This is a genomic window from Anaerococcus obesiensis (genome assembly GCF_016599815.1).
In the GTDB taxonomy this organism is placed as follows: domain Bacteria; phylum Bacillota; class Clostridia; order Tissierellales; family Peptoniphilaceae; genus Anaerococcus; species Anaerococcus vaginalis.
Map to the genome: position 1 here is coordinate 852688 of NZ_CP067016.1, position 15379 is coordinate 868066.

At 30.3% G+C, this 15379-nt stretch carries 16 protein-coding genes and 1 pseudogene; 8 read left to right on the forward strand and 9 right to left on the reverse strand.

Annotation, left to right across the window (positions count from 1 at the left end):
• The first annotated feature begins 2 nt into the window (after positions 1 to 2).
• From I6H46_RS04225 to I6H46_RS04235, 3 genes and pseudogenes are all read left to right on the forward strand, one after another.
• Positions 3 to 1010 (forward strand): annotated as a pseudogene (locus I6H46_RS04225) (ABC transporter ATP-binding protein).
• Positions 1000 to 2001 (forward strand): ABC transporter ATP-binding protein, encoded by a 1002-nt coding sequence (locus tag I6H46_RS04230; protein WP_019118262.1) that lies wholly within the window; start codon positions 1000 to 1002, stop codon positions 1999 to 2001. Before I6H46_RS04225 ends, I6H46_RS04230 begins: the two are co-directional and overlap by 11 nt.
• On the forward strand, positions 1985 to 3643 hold the full coding sequence (locus I6H46_RS04235) for a peptide ABC transporter substrate-binding protein (protein WP_019118261.1): 1659 nt from the start codon (positions 1985 to 1987) through the stop codon (positions 3641 to 3643). Before I6H46_RS04230 ends, I6H46_RS04235 begins: the two co-directional genes overlap by 17 nt.
• 205 nt (positions 3644 to 3848) lie before the next feature.
• Here I6H46_RS04235 and I6H46_RS04240 read toward each other — a convergent pair whose 3' ends face one another.
• The 7 genes from I6H46_RS04240 to I6H46_RS04270 form a co-directional block, all read right to left on the reverse strand.
• Positions 3849 to 4211, reverse strand: a complete 363-nt coding sequence (locus I6H46_RS04240) for a DDE-type integrase/transposase/recombinase (RefSeq protein WP_200226204.1) — start codon at positions 4209 to 4211, stop codon at positions 3849 to 3851.
• Positions 4212 to 4240: 29 nt separating this feature from the next.
• Complete coding sequence (locus I6H46_RS04245) at positions 4241 to 4600, reverse strand: IS3 family transposase (RefSeq protein ID WP_234287422.1); 360 nt, start codon at positions 4598 to 4600, stop codon at positions 4241 to 4243.
• A gap of 118 nt (positions 4601 to 4718) precedes the next feature.
• Positions 4719 to 5252, reverse strand: coding sequence for a helix-turn-helix domain-containing protein (locus I6H46_RS04250; RefSeq protein WP_004839952.1), 534 nt, complete (start codon positions 5250 to 5252; stop codon positions 4719 to 4721).
• Between the two features lie 126 nt (positions 5253 to 5378).
• The gene (locus I6H46_RS04255) at positions 5379 to 5684 is read right to left on the reverse strand and encodes a DUF5011/hyalin repeat domain-containing protein (protein WP_200226208.1); all 306 of its coding nucleotides are present in this window, start codon (positions 5682 to 5684) and stop codon (positions 5379 to 5381) included.
• Positions 5685 to 5830: 146 nt separating this feature from the next.
• Positions 5831 to 6433 (reverse strand): G5 domain-containing protein, encoded by a 603-nt coding sequence (locus tag I6H46_RS04260; protein ID WP_234287423.1) that lies wholly within the window; start codon positions 6431 to 6433, stop codon positions 5831 to 5833.
• Between the two features lie 179 nt (positions 6434 to 6612).
• Complete coding sequence (locus I6H46_RS04265) at positions 6613 to 7014, reverse strand: hypothetical protein (protein WP_200226212.1); 402 nt, start codon at positions 7012 to 7014, stop codon at positions 6613 to 6615.
• A 68-nt stretch (positions 7015 to 7082) separates the two neighbouring features.
• The gene (locus I6H46_RS04270; protein WP_200226215.1) at positions 7083 to 7319 is read right to left on the reverse strand and encodes a hypothetical protein; all 237 of its coding nucleotides are present in this window, start codon (positions 7317 to 7319) and stop codon (positions 7083 to 7085) included.
• Positions 7320 to 7592: 273 nt separating this feature from the next.
• Between I6H46_RS04270 and I6H46_RS04275 the strand changes: the two genes are divergently transcribed.
• The 3 genes from I6H46_RS04275 to I6H46_RS04285 are packed head-to-tail and all read left to right on the forward strand — an operon-like array spanning position 7593 to position 10612.
• Positions 7593 to 8309 (forward strand): ABC transporter ATP-binding protein, encoded by a 717-nt coding sequence (locus tag I6H46_RS04275; RefSeq protein ID WP_019118260.1) that lies wholly within the window; start codon positions 7593 to 7595, stop codon positions 8307 to 8309.
• Positions 8299 to 9294 (forward strand): COG1361 S-layer family protein, encoded by a 996-nt coding sequence (locus I6H46_RS04280; RefSeq protein WP_200226217.1) that lies wholly within the window; start codon positions 8299 to 8301, stop codon positions 9292 to 9294. The genes I6H46_RS04275 and I6H46_RS04280 overlap by 11 nt, the downstream gene beginning before the upstream one ends.
• Positions 9284 to 10612, forward strand: coding sequence for an ABC transporter permease (locus I6H46_RS04285; protein ID WP_019118258.1), 1329 nt, complete (start codon positions 9284 to 9286; stop codon positions 10610 to 10612). Before I6H46_RS04280 ends, I6H46_RS04285 begins: the two co-directional genes overlap by 11 nt.
• Positions 10613 to 10645: 33 nt before the next feature.
• Here I6H46_RS04285 and I6H46_RS04290 read toward each other — a convergent pair whose 3' ends face one another.
• Entirely contained in the window at positions 10646 to 12133 is a 1488-nt protein-coding gene (locus I6H46_RS04290) for an NAD(P)/FAD-dependent oxidoreductase (protein ID WP_019118257.1), read from the reverse strand.
• Positions 12134 to 12166: 33 nt separating this feature from the next.
• Positions 12167 to 12883 carry an MIP/aquaporin family protein gene (locus I6H46_RS04295; protein ID WP_019118256.1) on the reverse strand — a complete coding sequence of 239 codons (717 nt, stop codon included), beginning with the start codon at positions 12881 to 12883 and terminating at the stop codon, positions 12167 to 12169.
• A 213-nt stretch (positions 12884 to 13096) separates the two neighbouring features.
• On the opposite strand from I6H46_RS04295, the gene I6H46_RS04300 reads away from it, so the two are divergent.
• Together I6H46_RS04300 and I6H46_RS04305 are read left to right on the forward strand one after the other, a co-directional pair.
• Complete coding sequence (locus I6H46_RS04300; RefSeq protein ID WP_019118255.1) at positions 13097 to 14128, forward strand: M42 family metallopeptidase; 1032 nt, start codon at positions 13097 to 13099, stop codon at positions 14126 to 14128.
• Between the two features lie 98 nt (positions 14129 to 14226).
• Positions 14227 to 15300: a BMP family lipoprotein gene (locus I6H46_RS04305; RefSeq protein WP_019118254.1), complete on the forward strand. Its 1074-nt coding sequence runs from the start codon at positions 14227 to 14229 to the stop codon at positions 15298 to 15300.
• Positions 15301 to 15379 lie beyond the last annotated feature (79 nt).

The window sequence follows — 15379 nt, forward strand, 5'->3', positions numbered from 1 at the left end:
TTATGGAAAATATAAAAGAAAATAAAAAAGAAGTTTTAAAAATTGAAGATTTAAGCATATCATTTTACACACCTGTTGGAGAAGTTAAGGCAGTTGATTCAATAAGTTATACCCTACACGAAAATGAAATTATGGGAATAGTTGGAGAATCTGGCTCTGGAAAATCTGTAGAAAGCTACGGCATAATGGGACTTTTACAAGAGCCAGGCAAGGTAAAATCAGGAAAAATTCTTTTTAAAGGAGAAAATGTTCTTGATTATGACAAAAATAAAATGAGTGAATTTAGGGGAGCAAAATGCTCTATGATTTTTCAAAATCCAATGACTTGCCTAAATCCAGTTTATACAATTGGAAACCAACTTATGGAAGCTTTGTTGGTACACTAAAAATGCTCAAAAGATGAAGCCTATCAAAAGGCTGTTGATATGCTTGATAGCGTTGGAATTTCCAATCCAAAAAGACGTATGAAACAATATCCTCACGAATTATCAGGAGGAATGAGGCAAAGGGTAATGATTGGAATGGGACTTATTTGCGAACCAGATATTTTGATAGCAGATGAGCCGACAACAGCTCTTGACGTAACAATTCAAGCTCAAATTCTTGAATTAATAAAAGAATTTCAAAATAAATCAAAAATGAGTGTAATTTTTATCACTCACAACCTTGCAGTAGTTGCACAAATTTGCGATACAGTTAGTGTAATGTATGCAGGAAGAATTGTAGAACAAGGAAGTGTAGAAGAAATATTTTACAATCCTAAACATCCTTACACCAAAGGACTTTTAAAATCAATGCCAAGAATTGATTCAAAAGAACAAGTAAGGCTTGAAAGTATAAAAGGAACTCCTGTGGATATGCTAAACCCACCAGAAGGATGTGGATTTTCGACAAGATGTGAACATTGCATGAATATTTGTCTAAAAAAAGAACCACCAATGCTTGAAATGGGAAATGGACACAGATCAAAATGTTTCCTACACATAAAGGAGTCAATAAATGGAAGATAATAAATTATTAATATGTGAAAATATAGTAAAACATTTTGAAGTTCAATCTTCCTTTAATAAAGTAAGCAAAGTTCATGCAGTAGATAATGTATCCTTTTTTATAAGAAAAGGAGAAACACTTGGGATTGTAGGAGAATCTGGTTGTGGAAAAACAACACTTGGAAGAACAATTTTAAGATTACACGAACCTACAAGTGGAAAAATAATTTATGATGGAGAGGCAATTTTTGATAGCGAAAAAAATATTCGCCCAGAAATGTATAAATTAAGAAGAAAAATGCAAATAATTTTTCAAGATCCATCAGCATCTCTTGATCCAAGAATGACAGTTCAAGAAATTGTTGGAGAGGCTTTAGACATTCACGGCCTATACAAAAAAAATAGGCAAGAAAGAATAAATGAACTTTTAAGAACAGTAGGATTAAACGAAGAACATTCAAACAGGTATCCTCACGAATTTTCAGGAGGACAACAACAAAGGATAGGAATTGCAAGAGCACTTGCAGTTGAGCCAGAATTTATTGTTTGCGATGAGCCAATTTCAGCCTTGGATGTTTCTATTCAAGCACAAATTGTAAATATGCTTGAAGATATGCAAAATGAAATGGGTCTTACATATTTATTTATAGCTCACGACCTGTCAGTTGTAAAACATATTTCAGATAGGATTGGAGTAATGTATTTGGGAAAAATGGTTGAACTTGTTGATGCCGAAAGACTTTATGAAAACCCATTACATCCTTACACCCAATCCCTACTCACAGCTATACCAGTTCCAGATCCCAAACTTACTAGATCGTTAAAAAGAATAAAGCTAGAAGGAGAAGTTCCATCGGCGATTAATCCGCCAAAAGGTTGTAGGTTTCATGAAAGATGTCCGTATGCGACAGAAATTTGTAAGAAGGAAGAGCCGGAGTTTAGAGAAGTAGAAGAAGGACACTATGTAAGTTGTCACAATTTAGGAGGTAATAAAAATGAAAATGAAGGCTAAATTATTAGTAGGCTTGTTGAGTTTATCAATGCTGTTTACAGGATGTGGAGGAAATAATTCTAAAAGCAATGATAGTAGCAATTCTAATGTTGCAACAAACGAAGAAGAAGGCAAAAAAGATGGAGTATTGGATATAAATATTGCATCAGAACCTGAAACTATAGATCCACAACTAAATACAGCATCAGATGGATCAATAATGATCTCTCACATGTTTGAATCTCTATTAAGATGGGATGATGATGGAAAAGGAAATGCTGTTTTAAAACCAGGTATTGCTGAAAAATGGGATGTTTCAGAAGATGGACTAAAATGGACCTTTAAATTAAGAGATGCAAAATGGTCAGATGGAAAACCAGTAACAGCAAATGACTTTGTTTATGCTTGGAACAGACTTGTAGATCCAAAAACAGGAGCAGACTATGAATATATGCTTGATATGGTAAAAGGATATGAAGATAAAAAACTTGATATCTCTGCTCCAGATGATAAAACTTTTGTAGTAAATTTAAATGTAAAATGTCCATACTTTGAAGAAATTTGTGCTTTTCCTGCAGTTATGCCAGTTAGAAAGGATATTGTAGAAAAAAGTGAAACTTGGACAAACTCTCCTGATACATTAGTATCAAATGGACCATTTAAATTAGAAAAATGGGATCACAATCAAACTTTAACAATGGTTAAAAACCCAGAATATTATGATGCAAAATCAGTTAAGGCTGAAAAATTATCTTTCCATTTACAAGATGATCAAAACGCAATCTATGCTGCTTATAGATCAGGAGATTTGGATTTTGTAAACTCAGCTCCACAAGAAGAAATTAAAAAACTTCTAGATACAAAAGAATTAAAAACTCTTCCATACGTAGGAACATATTTTGTATGTTTCAATACAGAAAAGAAACCATTTGACGATCCAAAAGTAAGAAAAGCATTCTCACTTGCAATTGATAGAAACTTTATAGTTGATCAAGTTACAGGAAGAGGAGAAAAAGCTGCTAGCGGTTTTGTACCAGCAGGAGTTTATGATGCAGATGGAGCTAAAGGCGATGACTTTAGAACAGTTGGTGGAGATTATTATTCAATAAAATCTGACGAATATGAAAAAAATATTAAAGAAGCCAAAAAACTTATGGAAGAAGCTGGATTTAAAGACGGCAAGGGCTTCCCACAAATTGATTATCTATACAATACAGATGATAACCACAAGGCTATAGCAGAAGCTTTACAAAATATGTGGCAAGAAAATCTAGGCGTTCAAGTTAATCTTCAAAACCAAGATTGGAATGTATTCTTAAAAGAAAGAAAAGAAGGAAACTACAATATAGCAAGACACGGATGGATTGCTGACTACAACGATCCAATGAGCTTTATCGATATGTGGTTAACAGGCGGTGGAAATAACGACGCTCAATATAAAAATGAAGAATTTGATAAATATGTAAAAGCAGCTAAAGCAACATCAGACCAAAAAGAAAGAATGGAAAACATGCACAAGGCTGAAGACATATTAATAAAAGATGATTCAGTAGTAGCTCCAATTTATTTCTATGTAAATCCATACATGATGAAACCAAATATCAAAGGAATGTACTACACACCACTTGGATATTTCTTCTTTAAATCAGCAACAGGATTCTAGAAAAAAATATAGTAAGTAGGGAAATTTAAAAATAAAAAGGTGATGATTCAGAATATAATTCTGATTAAGGTGACCCCATAAAGTTGGACCTAATACCAGAGTTAGGACTAAACTAGCTCTGGTATTTCTTTTTCCTTTCCTACCCTAGGGGTAGGAAATTTTCATGCTGCATTCTTCTTTCTATATTCTACTGGCGATAAGTATCCTAATTTTCTTTTATTCTTTCTTCGTTATAATATTTTATGAAAGCTTCGATTGTTTGTTTTAAGTGCTCATATGAATAGAATTTATTTCCGTAATATATTTCTTGTTTTAATATTCCAAAGAAGTTTTCCATTGGCGAGTTATCTAAGCAGTTGCCTTTTCTGGACATGGATTGGATTATACTATTTGATTCTAGTTTTGATGTGTATTGTTTTACTTGGTATGCCCAGCCTTGATCTGAGTGGAATATTCTTTCTTCTTTTGCTTTGTTAGTTATTTCTATAGCTTTATCTAAGGCTTTTATGATTGGTTCTATTGTTGGGTGTTTTGATATTTCATAGCTTAGTATTTCACTGTTGTACATATCTAGGTATGGGTTTAAATAGAGTTTCTTTATTTGATAGGTTCCTGATTTATCTTTTCTAAATACTTAAATTCTGTTGTGTCTGTTGTTATTTGTGTGTATGGTTTTTCTACTTTAAAGTTTCTCTTTATTTTATTATCAGCTATTTTTCCAATAGTCCCTTTGTAGGATGAGTATTTTCTAGATTTTCTTGAATAACTTTTTACTTGTAGTTTTAACTTTTGTATCAGCCTTTGTACTTTCTTTTTATTTGTTGTTAGTCCTAATCTTTTTAACATGGCTGTTATTCTTCTGTAGCCATAGTTTGGATTGTCTTTTCTTATCTTAAGTATTTTCTTTTCTATTTCTATATCTTTATTCGGTCTATTTAAGTGTTTTTGCCAATACATGTATGTTGATTTTGAAATATTAAAGTATTTTAACAAGTCTTTTAGTTTGTATTTGTTTCTTAAGAGCTTGATTGTTTCAGTAATTGTCTTATTTCTGCTTCTGTCATTTGAGACAATTCTATCTTTTTTTTATTGCATCATTTTCTAATTTAAGCCAATAGTTTTTTTCTTCTAATTTCTTTATTTTTTCTTTTAATTGTGCTTGTGTTAATGATTCGTTTTCTATATTAGTTATGTTTGCTGATGATTCTATTTTTGTGGCTTTTGATTTATTTTGGGATTTTGGCATTTTTGAAGGTCTTCCTCTCTTTTTAGATTTCAGTCCTTCTATGCCTTTTTCTCTAAAGTCTATTACCCATCTTGCTATTATTGATGGGTTGTTTATCTTTAATTCATTTGCTAGGCTTTGATAGGACATTTCTCCTGTTAAGTACAAGTTTACTACATTTAACTTGAATTCCAAAGTGTATTGTGTATTTTTTCTCTTTACTTTTAGTCCTTCATTGCCTTGCGACTTGTATGCATTTACCCATCTTTTTACTATTTCTTGATGAGAAAGTTTATATTTTTCAGCTAATTTTTTAAAGCTTATATTTCCTTTTAAATATTCATTTACTATTTTTGTTTTGAATTCTTTGCTATATTTTGCCATTAAAAAAACTGACCTCCTTTAGTTAGTTTTTTGGTCTAACTTTTGGGGTCAGTTCAGATTCATCACCTTTTTTATTAAGATTTTCTAAATTATTACTTTAAAATCTTTAAAATTTAATCATTCAATTTATTTTCTTTTTTTAGAAACAAATAGTCCGCCGCTTGCCATTCCCAATAGGGCAAGAAGACTTGAAATTGAACCTACGCCTGTTTTAACATTATTATTGTTATTTTTGTTAGATACAATTTTAGAAACTATAGGTTTCTTTTCATCTTTTTCTTTTTCTTTTTCTATTTTATATTCTTTTACTGTTATAGTTGATAAAGCTGTTGTTGTTAATCCGTCTTTATCAGTAAGAGTGAATTTTATTTTGTACTCACCAGCTTTATTGTTATCAAAATTTCCCTTATCGATTACAACTTTGTCAATCATTTCTCCATCTTCAGGATCAAAAGCCTTTAGTATTAATTTCTTTAAATCTAATTTTTCTCCAAGATCAATTTCTTTTGATGGTTTAACCTCAAGAATTGGAGCTTTATTTTTTTCGACTTTTTTTGTTCCTCTTAGGATGATTTTATCTACTGGTTTTTTTCTACTTTTTCTACTTTTTCATTAGTTAATTCTTTTATAATTTCTTTAGTTCCGTCTTCGTTTATAACGTAGTAATAAGGAGTAGAGGTAACACTTAGTCCGTTTACACCTTCTTGTTTTACTTTTGTTTTTCCTTCTTCTAGTGTAGGATCATCTTCATAGACAGTCTTATATTTTATTTCTGATTCCTCTCTTTTATCTTCCTTTAGGATTTTGGATTTAAGAGTTAGCTTCCAACCATCTAGGTCATTTCCTTGCATATCTAAAGAATAAAGCTTTCTTAAACGTTCAGCATTGTCGCCTGTAAATTCTGCTTTTAGTATAAAATCTTTAAATTTTTCTGAAGAGTGACTATATAAATTAAGTGAGTTTTGAATAAGAGCTCTTTTAAAGGACCTATCATTATATAATTTAAATTCACCTTCTTGGAATTTTCTGTTAGAAGAAATTAGTTTTCTTCTATTTGTAAGTTTTTCTGTTATTTGCCCATTATGAATTTGTGTTATTGTAAATTCAATATTTAGACTTTCTTTATCTTCATCTAAGATAATAGCATTGGGATCTTTTATTCCCACAAGAGAAGTGTTCATGTTTTGTGTAATATAACCACCTATTATGCCTTTATTAGGTTGATTTTGATTTGAAATTTGATATATATAATTTTCATCATCAGGTTTTATATCAATACTTTCAACATTAAAATCCTTAATAATTTGACCGTTATCATCTTTTATTTCATCTGTTTTGATATCAAATTCTAAAGGTGTTCCTATTTTACCATCAAAACGCTTCGTAACAGATGTATAATTTTTTTGCCGTTCTCTCCGATATATTGAATTCTTATAGAGTAATTAAAGGATACAGGTTTACCCTCATCGGCTTGGTTGTAATATCCTTTACTATCACTATATTTCCAGCCTATTCTTACTTTCACATTCTCATGTTTTGCGAAAGCATTTACTCTACTATTTTCTGGCTTGTTTTCATTATTAATTTCTAATCCATCATTAGACTTATTGGTTTTGTCCTTATTTTCGTCATTTATTATATTTTGAGATGGTTGAATTTTTTTCTCAGGATTTTTATTTTCTTCAACTTTATTTTCTTTAGCTTTTTGTCCTATTTTTTCATTCACAAAATTTTCAACTTTAAAAGCTGGATTACTTTTCAAAGATTCTCTAATTTGATTTTCAAATACTGAAATTTCTTCTAAAGAGTATCCTGCATTTTTTAGGCTATTTATATTATTTTCGCTAAATTAAAGGCTTTTTGTTCATTTTGTACTTTTTGATTATTTACTTCTTCATTTTTTGTAGATATTTCTACTTTTGTAGATATTTCTACAATACTTTGGTTTTGACTTTCAGAAGCTTTTTCATTTTCTGCAAAAGCTGTTGCAGGCGCTTGAAGAATCATTGTTAATGATAGGGCTGCTGTAAAAATTGGAGTGCTTACCTTTCTTCTATCTTTTTTCATGTGTTCTCCTTTTTAATGTTTTTTGACTTTTTTTGTTATTAGTAATAACAAAATCTGTTTTCCATTTACATATAAACTATACTTGAATAATTAAAAAAATCTAAAATTATTATAATTTAAAAAATTAAATAATAATTAAATCAACTTATAAATTTATATAAATACTTATTTAATTTGAAAATTTTTAAATTAACTATTGATTGTTTTTTATAAAAATTATATAATAAGAAAAACAATTTATTATTTTAGATTAATCAATTAAAAGGATCTTGTATGACTTTTATTCAAATAAAAAATGTAAAAAAATATTATAAGCTTGGTTCAAATATTATAAAAGCTTTAGATGGAATTGATTTAACAATTGATAAGGGCGAATTTATTGCTTTGCTTGGAACTTCTGGATCTGGCAAATCGACTTTGTTAAATATTCTTGCAGGTCTTGAAAGACCTTCTTTTGGAGATGTTTTATACAAAAATATTTCTTTAAATTCTTTGAGTGAGGAAGATATAACTAGATTTAGAAACTTGAATATTGGTTTTGTTTTTCAATCATATAATCTTATGCCTTATCTTACGGCTATAGAAAATGTGGCTTTGCCTTTAATTTTTAAAGGCGAAAGCAAAAAAGAAAGAGAAGAGAAAGCCTACCAAATTTTAAAAGACATGGGACTTTCTAAAAGAGTTTACAATAAACCAAACGAGCTTTCTGGTGGACAACAACAAAGAGTTTCCATTGCTCGTGCTTTTGTGGGAAATCCAAATATTATTTTTGCTGATGAGCCTACGGGAAATCTTGATACAAAAACTTCTTTTGAAATTATGGAATTGATAAAATCAATTGTTAGAAAAAATAATCAAACCCTTATTATGGTAACGCATGATGAGGAAATGACAGAATTTGCTGATAGAACCCTTTTTATGAGAGATGGACTTATAGAAAAAATACATGAAAAATTAAGTATAGATGAGGTATTAAAAAATGGAAAATAATCAAGTTGAAAACACTACAAATTTTAATAAACAAGATGATTCTGCAAGTGAGCAAGCTCAAATAAGAAATAAACCAAAATTAATTATTTCTTCATATAAAATCCAACCAAAAATGGTTGAAGCTGGAAAAGATTTTGATATAATTTTGACTTTGTATAATACGAATGCACAAAATGCTATATTTAATTTGAAAGTTTCTCTTGACCAAACATCTTCAACTGAACAAGTTTCTGGAAATAATCAAGCAGGTTCGGAAACTGCTTATGGGAATGAGGGATCCGTTTTTACACCAGTTGAAAGGTCAAATACTTTTTATAGGTCTGCAATTTATCCTTGGAATTATTCAACAGAAACTATAAAAATGAATGTTTTGCCTAATACAAAAGCTGGCAATTATCAAATGAGCGTTAATTTTGAATATGAAGATTATCTTGGCAATCAATATCAAACTACAGAAAGTATAGGAATACCTGTTGTAGCAACTGCAGCAATAAGTACAAGTGACATAAATATAGATGAACTATTTGTTGGAGAAGATACAAATGTTTCGATGAATATTTACAATACTGGCAAGGATAATTTGACAAATTTTATGTGCAAAGTCGAAGGAGAAGGCTTTGATGTAGATGAAAATAGTCATTTTATTGGAAATTTTGCACAAGGAGCGAGCGAATCTTTTTCTTTTAATATGAATCCTAAAAAAGAAGGTCCTTTAAAGGGAAAAATAATTTTAACTTATGAAGATTCCAAGGGAGAAGTGCACAAGGAAGAAAAAACTTTTAAAAAACAAGTTCAAATGTCCCAAAATGAAAATGTGGATGAAAATGGCAATCCAATAGAATCTACCGAACAAGTAGAACAAGATTTTAATATGGCACCTGTTATAGGAATCGGCTCTATTTTTCTAATAGTTTTATTGATTTATTTTATAAGAAAAAGGAGTAAAAAGAAAAAAAATAAGGAATTAGATTTAGATGAAAATTAAAGATAGGATAGATATTGCCTTTAGAAATCTTTTGAGAAGAAAATCTAGAACTATTCTTACCATACTTTCAGTTTTGATTGGAACAGTGTCAATAATAATGATGATTTCCTTGAGTTTGGCGATGGCAAAACAACAAAGAGATATGGTTGAATCTTTTGGAGGATTGGAAAATATAGAAATAAGTTCTGACAAAGCACAAACTTCTATAAATCAAAGTAGCATAGGCAAGTTTAAAAAAATAAAACATGTAAAATATGTAATTCCTCATAAGGATTTATATACAGAAATTTTTTTGAAAAAGAATAAAGATACAAAACTTGAAGCAAATAATGGAATAAGCCTTATACCTGATAAGGTCTTTGCTCAAATAAAATCTGACATGTTAGATTCAGGATCAAATTTAAATCCATCAGATGAAATGTCTATGATTTTGGGTTCAGACTATCACTTATATAAGATGAAAAAACAAGGTGAATCCTTTGAACAAGAAGATGTTGAAGGCCTAAATATTTTAAAAGAAAAATTTATTCTAAGATTAGGTTATGAAGATATGGAAAATAATCCCACAGACGAAGAAGGAAATTCCAAGCCAACTTTTGCAGATCTTGAAATAAAAGTTAAGGGGATAATGAATGAATCAAGTTTTTTAGAAAAAAGTAGAATGTATATAAATGAAAAAACTTACAAAACTTTGCAAAAAGAAGATAAAAAATTGCAAAGCCCAAGCCTTGATGATATGAGCGAAAATGGCGGGAAAAAATCAAATTATTTGTACGAAAATATTACCCTTGTATGCGATGAATATGAAAATGTAAAAGCAGTAGAAGATGAAGTAAAGTCGATGGGTTATCAAACATCATCATCAATAGATATGATAGAAGAGATAAATAAATCCACAAAAACAATAATGCTCATACTTGCAGGAATAGGTTCAATCGCCTTTATTGTAGCAGCGATAGGAATAATAAATACAATGCTTATGAGCATATACGAAAGGCAAAAAGAAATTGGTCTTATGAAAGTAATTGGCGCAAGCGTTTCAGATATAAAGACTATGTTTTTATTAGAATCAGGATTTATAGGATTTTTTGGAGGGCTTGTAGGCTTACTTATTTCTTATTTGTTAGGATTTATAGCAAATAAATTTTTGCTAGCAGGATTCGCCCAAGCCATGGATACAGCTTTGGAATTTAATATCCCAATTTGGCTAGGAGTTATGGCAGTGATTTTTTCATCATTTATAGGAATTCTAGCAGGCTATCTACCAGCAATAAGAGCAACAAAATTATCAGCAATAGAAACATTAAGAAGCAATTAAAAAACCACAGGCATGTAGCCTGTGGTTTTTTTATTATTCTTCTAAATTTTTTTCTTCTAATTCTTTTATGAAATTATTAATATCTTTTTTATTTATTCTAGAAATTCCAGAATGTTCGCTGTCGAATTTTCTGTTTAAAATTTTTTCTCCTGTTTCGTCTTCCATAACTTCTAGAACTCTTTGCCTACAGAAATTTCCTTGGCAAAATCCCATTCCACTTCTTGTACGTCTTTTTATTGCGTCAAATGTCAGACAAGGGATACCCCTGTTCATTGCATCTCTTATTGTTTTTTCGCTAACTTGTTCACATCTGCATACAAGTCTTTCGGGATTTCCAAGTGGCAAATCAATTTTATCTTTTACCTTATTAAAATCTTCAAGCTCTTTGTATTCTATAATAGGTTTTCTATAAGGATTGTAGGAAGGATATTCTTCCAATTTTAAATTTAAATCTATTAAAATATTTTCAACAATTTTGGCAACTTCTGGAGAAGAAGTTATACCTGGAGATTGGATTCCTACAACATTTATAAAACCAGAAGTTTTGGTATTTTCTATTATAAAATCTCCCGTTGATGAAGCAGGTCTAAGTCCTGCAAAGGAGCGGATAAATTTTTTCAAATCTATTACATTATCTTTTACAGATTTTAATCCAAGCTTGTAAATTTCTGCAAGCCTTTCAATGTGTGTTCCAAGATCGATTTCTTCTTCATCAATGGCATCAGGGCCCAAAAGAAGATTGTTGTGGTAGGTTCTTGTTACAAGAATTCCTTTTGATTTTTTAGATGGCGTTTGGAATAAAACTTGTTTTATTTTCTCGCCAGTTCCTTTTTGCATAAGTAAATATTCGCCACTTCTTGGATGGATTGTAAAATTAGTTTCTGTAATCATACTTGAAATTTTTGCTCCATTTAATCCAGAAGCATTAATTACAAATTTTCCTTCATAAGTATTGTCATCAGAAGTTTTTACTTTAAAAATATCCTCTTCTTTTTTTATATCAACAACTTCACTTTGAAGTTTTAATTCAGCGCCATTTTCTATGGCATTTTCTACAAGGGCAATAACGTATTCGTATGGAGAACAAACACCAGCTCCTTTGCAATAAAGAGCAGATATTGCATCATCGGATACATTAGGTTCTATTTGTCTAAGCTTTTCTTGATTAATTATTTCAATATCATCAAGATTATTTTCAAGACCCATTTTGTAGAGTTTATTAAGTTCTTTTTCATCATCTTCATCAAAAGCTAAAACCAAAGATCCGTTTTCCAAAAATCCAAAGTTTAGCTCTTGGTTTAACTTATTAAATTCCACTCTTCCCTTGTAACAAATTCTTCCTCTTAGCTCATCATGGCTTTCAGCATAACCACCATGAACTATGGCAGAATTTGCCTTGCTAGCTCCCATGGACACATCAATTTCTTTTTCTAAAATTAAAATATTTAATTTATACCTAGAAAGTCTTCTTGCAATTGATGCACCAGTTACACCAGCACCGATTATTATTACATCATACATTTTATTCTTCTCTTTTCTTAAAATTATAAAAAACTAAAATATAAAATTAAAAACTGGAACTGCTAAGATACCACCAATTATTGGTCCAACAACAGGAATCCATGAATATCCCCAGTTTGGATCTACTTTGTTTTTGAAAGGTAATACTGCATAAGCAATTCTTGGTCCCAAATCTCTTGCAGGATTAATTGCATAACCTGTTAGTCCACCTAAACTCATACCAATTGAAACGATAAGACCAAATACATATAATTTGTCAACGCCACCCATTCCAGCGCCAGCAACATTACCAAATCCTAAAATAGCAAATACTAAAACAAAAGTTCCAATAATTTCTGATAATAGGTTTCTAAAAGTGTTTGGTATAGTTGGAGCTGTGCAGAAAGTTGCTCTAACTGTTAATGGATCATCGCTTGTTGCGTCATAATGATCTTTAAATAAAATATAAACTAAAATAGCTCCGCAAAAAGCTCCAAGCATTTGTCCAATTATATAAGAAGGAACTGTATTCCATTCGATTCCACCGTTAAATGCAAGAGCAATTGATAGGGCTGGATTAAAATGAGCACCTGTTAATGCACCAAAAATACAAGCTGGAATCATAACTGCAAGACCCCAAGCAAATGTAATTTGAACAGGACCTGCACCTTTTTGTCCACTCTTATTCAATAGAACGTTTGCAACAACTCCATCTCCTAATAAAATAAGTAACATTGTTCCAAAAAATTCACCTAGTATTATGTCTCTCATAATAACCTCCTGTTTTATTACTAAATATAAAAAAAGCAACAAAAATAATGGGATAAATTTGTTGCAAAGTCTCTTTCATATTTAGTTGTGAAAATGTTTACACCAATATTATAGCACATATATTTTTATAATACAAATATTTATTTTATTTTTAAATTTACAAGGAAAAAAATTTAATTTATAATTAAATTATAAGAAAATAAAGGAGTAAAAATGGACAAAAATACAATAATAACTTATATAAAAGAATTATGCACAAGACCATCACCAACTGGTTTTACAAAAAAATGCGAAAAATATTTGATGGAAGAATTTAAAAATTTAGGATACAAGCCTTACCAAAACAACAAGGGAAATGTAATTGTTCCAATTTATGTAGATGAAAAAAATAAAGACGATGGACTTTTATTATCAGCTCATATCGACACGCTTGGTCTTATGGTAAGAAGTATAAAAGAAAATGGAGGAATTCAAGTTACAACTCTTGGTGGCTTTCCATTAAATTATGCAGAATTTGAAAATGTAAAAATTTTTACAAGAGATGGAAAAGAATTTGAAGGAGTTTTTAGATTAAATGAGCCTTCAGTTCATGGATCAGATACACCAAAAATTTCAAAAAGAAATTTTGATGAAATGGAAGTTGTTATCGATGAGCTTGTTGAAAGCGATGAGGATGTAAAAAAACTTGGAATAAATCCTGGAGATTTTATTGCCCTTGATTCAAGATTTAGATATTCAAATGGCTTTGTAAAATCACGTCATCTTGATGATAAGGCATCAAGTGGAGTTTTGCTTGCACTTGCAAAAGAAATTAAAGAAGAAAATTTAAAATTTGATAGAAATATTTATATGATGTTTACAACTTATGAAGAAGTAGGACACGGAGCAAGTTCGGGCCATCCATCTGGAATAAAAGATATGATTGCGGTAGATATGGGAGTTGTTTTCGATGATTTAAAAACAAATGATAGATTGGTTTCAATTTGTGCAAAAGATTCATCAGGTCCTTACAATTTTGATTTAACAAATGATTTGATAAATACATCCAAAAAAATTGGAATTGATTTTGCAATTGATATTTATCCATTTTATGGCTCAGATGCATCTGCTGCTATGAGCTCATTTTATGATTATAGGCACGCCCTTGTAGGCTGTGGAATTTCAGCATCTCATGGCTATGAAAGATGTCACGAAAATGCCTTGATGAATTTGTTTGATTTATTAAAAACTTATATATTAAAATGAAAAATAATTTTATTATTGTAAAATAGCTAGACAGAAAGATAAATTTCATATAAAATAGTATTACACAAAAAAACAATTTCTTAATTTAAGGGGGAGAGATGAAAATTAAAAAAATTATGGCTGGAGCTCTAACTCTAGCACTTTCACTAAGCATTACAGCTTGTGGATCAAAAAAAGATTCTGATAACGGTTCAATGGCTTCTACAGCCTCTAATGCAAATGGAGCAAAAGTATCAGCTACAATGGTAACTGACCAAGGTGGAATAAATGATAAATCATTTAACCAATCTGCTTATGAAGGATTAAAAGCTTACGAAAAAGATGGAAAAATTAAATTTGATTATATTGAATCACACAAAGATTCTGATTACCAACCAAACCTTGAATCAGCTCTTGATAGTGAATCAGATTTGATTTTTACAGTAGGATATGCTCTTTATGATGCAACAAGCAAGGCTGCAAAAGACAATCCAGATCAAAATTACGCAATAATCGACAACGCAAATCCTGATAAAATTGAAAATCTTTTAGGAATAACATTTGCAGATAATGAAAACTCATTTTTAGTTGGATATATTGCAGGAATGAAAACAGAATCTAACAATGTTGGATTTGTAGGTGGAATGGAATCAGCAGTAATCGATAGATTTGAATATGGATTTAGAGCTGGTGTAAAACAAGCAGCAAAAGAAAAAGGAAAAGACATAGAAGTTCAAGTTCAATACGCAAATTCTTATGCTGACCAAGCAAAAGGAAAAAATATTGCTAACCAAATGTATCAAAAAGGTGCAGATGTAATCTTCCACGCAGCTGGTGGTACAGGAATTGGAGTATTTGAAGCAGCAAAAGAAAATAATAAATACGTAATCGGCGTTGACCGTGACCAAAAAGAAGAAGCTCCAGATAATATTTTGGCTTCAACAGTTAAAGGCGTAGGAAAAGCTGTTCAATTAACACTTGATGATTACAAAGATGGAAAATTCAAAGGTGGAGAAACAAGAGCATTCTCACTTAAAGATGGAGATGCTTTGGATATAGCTTATGGAGATAATGACCTAGTAGACCAAGAAGTTAAAGATAAGGTTGAAGATTTAAGAAATCAAATCGTTGATGGAAAAATTAAAGTTCCACAAAACGAAGAAGAATTTAAATCAATGGGTTACGACAAATAAGTAAAAATCTACTTAGAAAAATAAGTAATTAAAAGAGTAGGAAGAAAAACTACTCTTTTTTTTACAAAAATATTTAGAA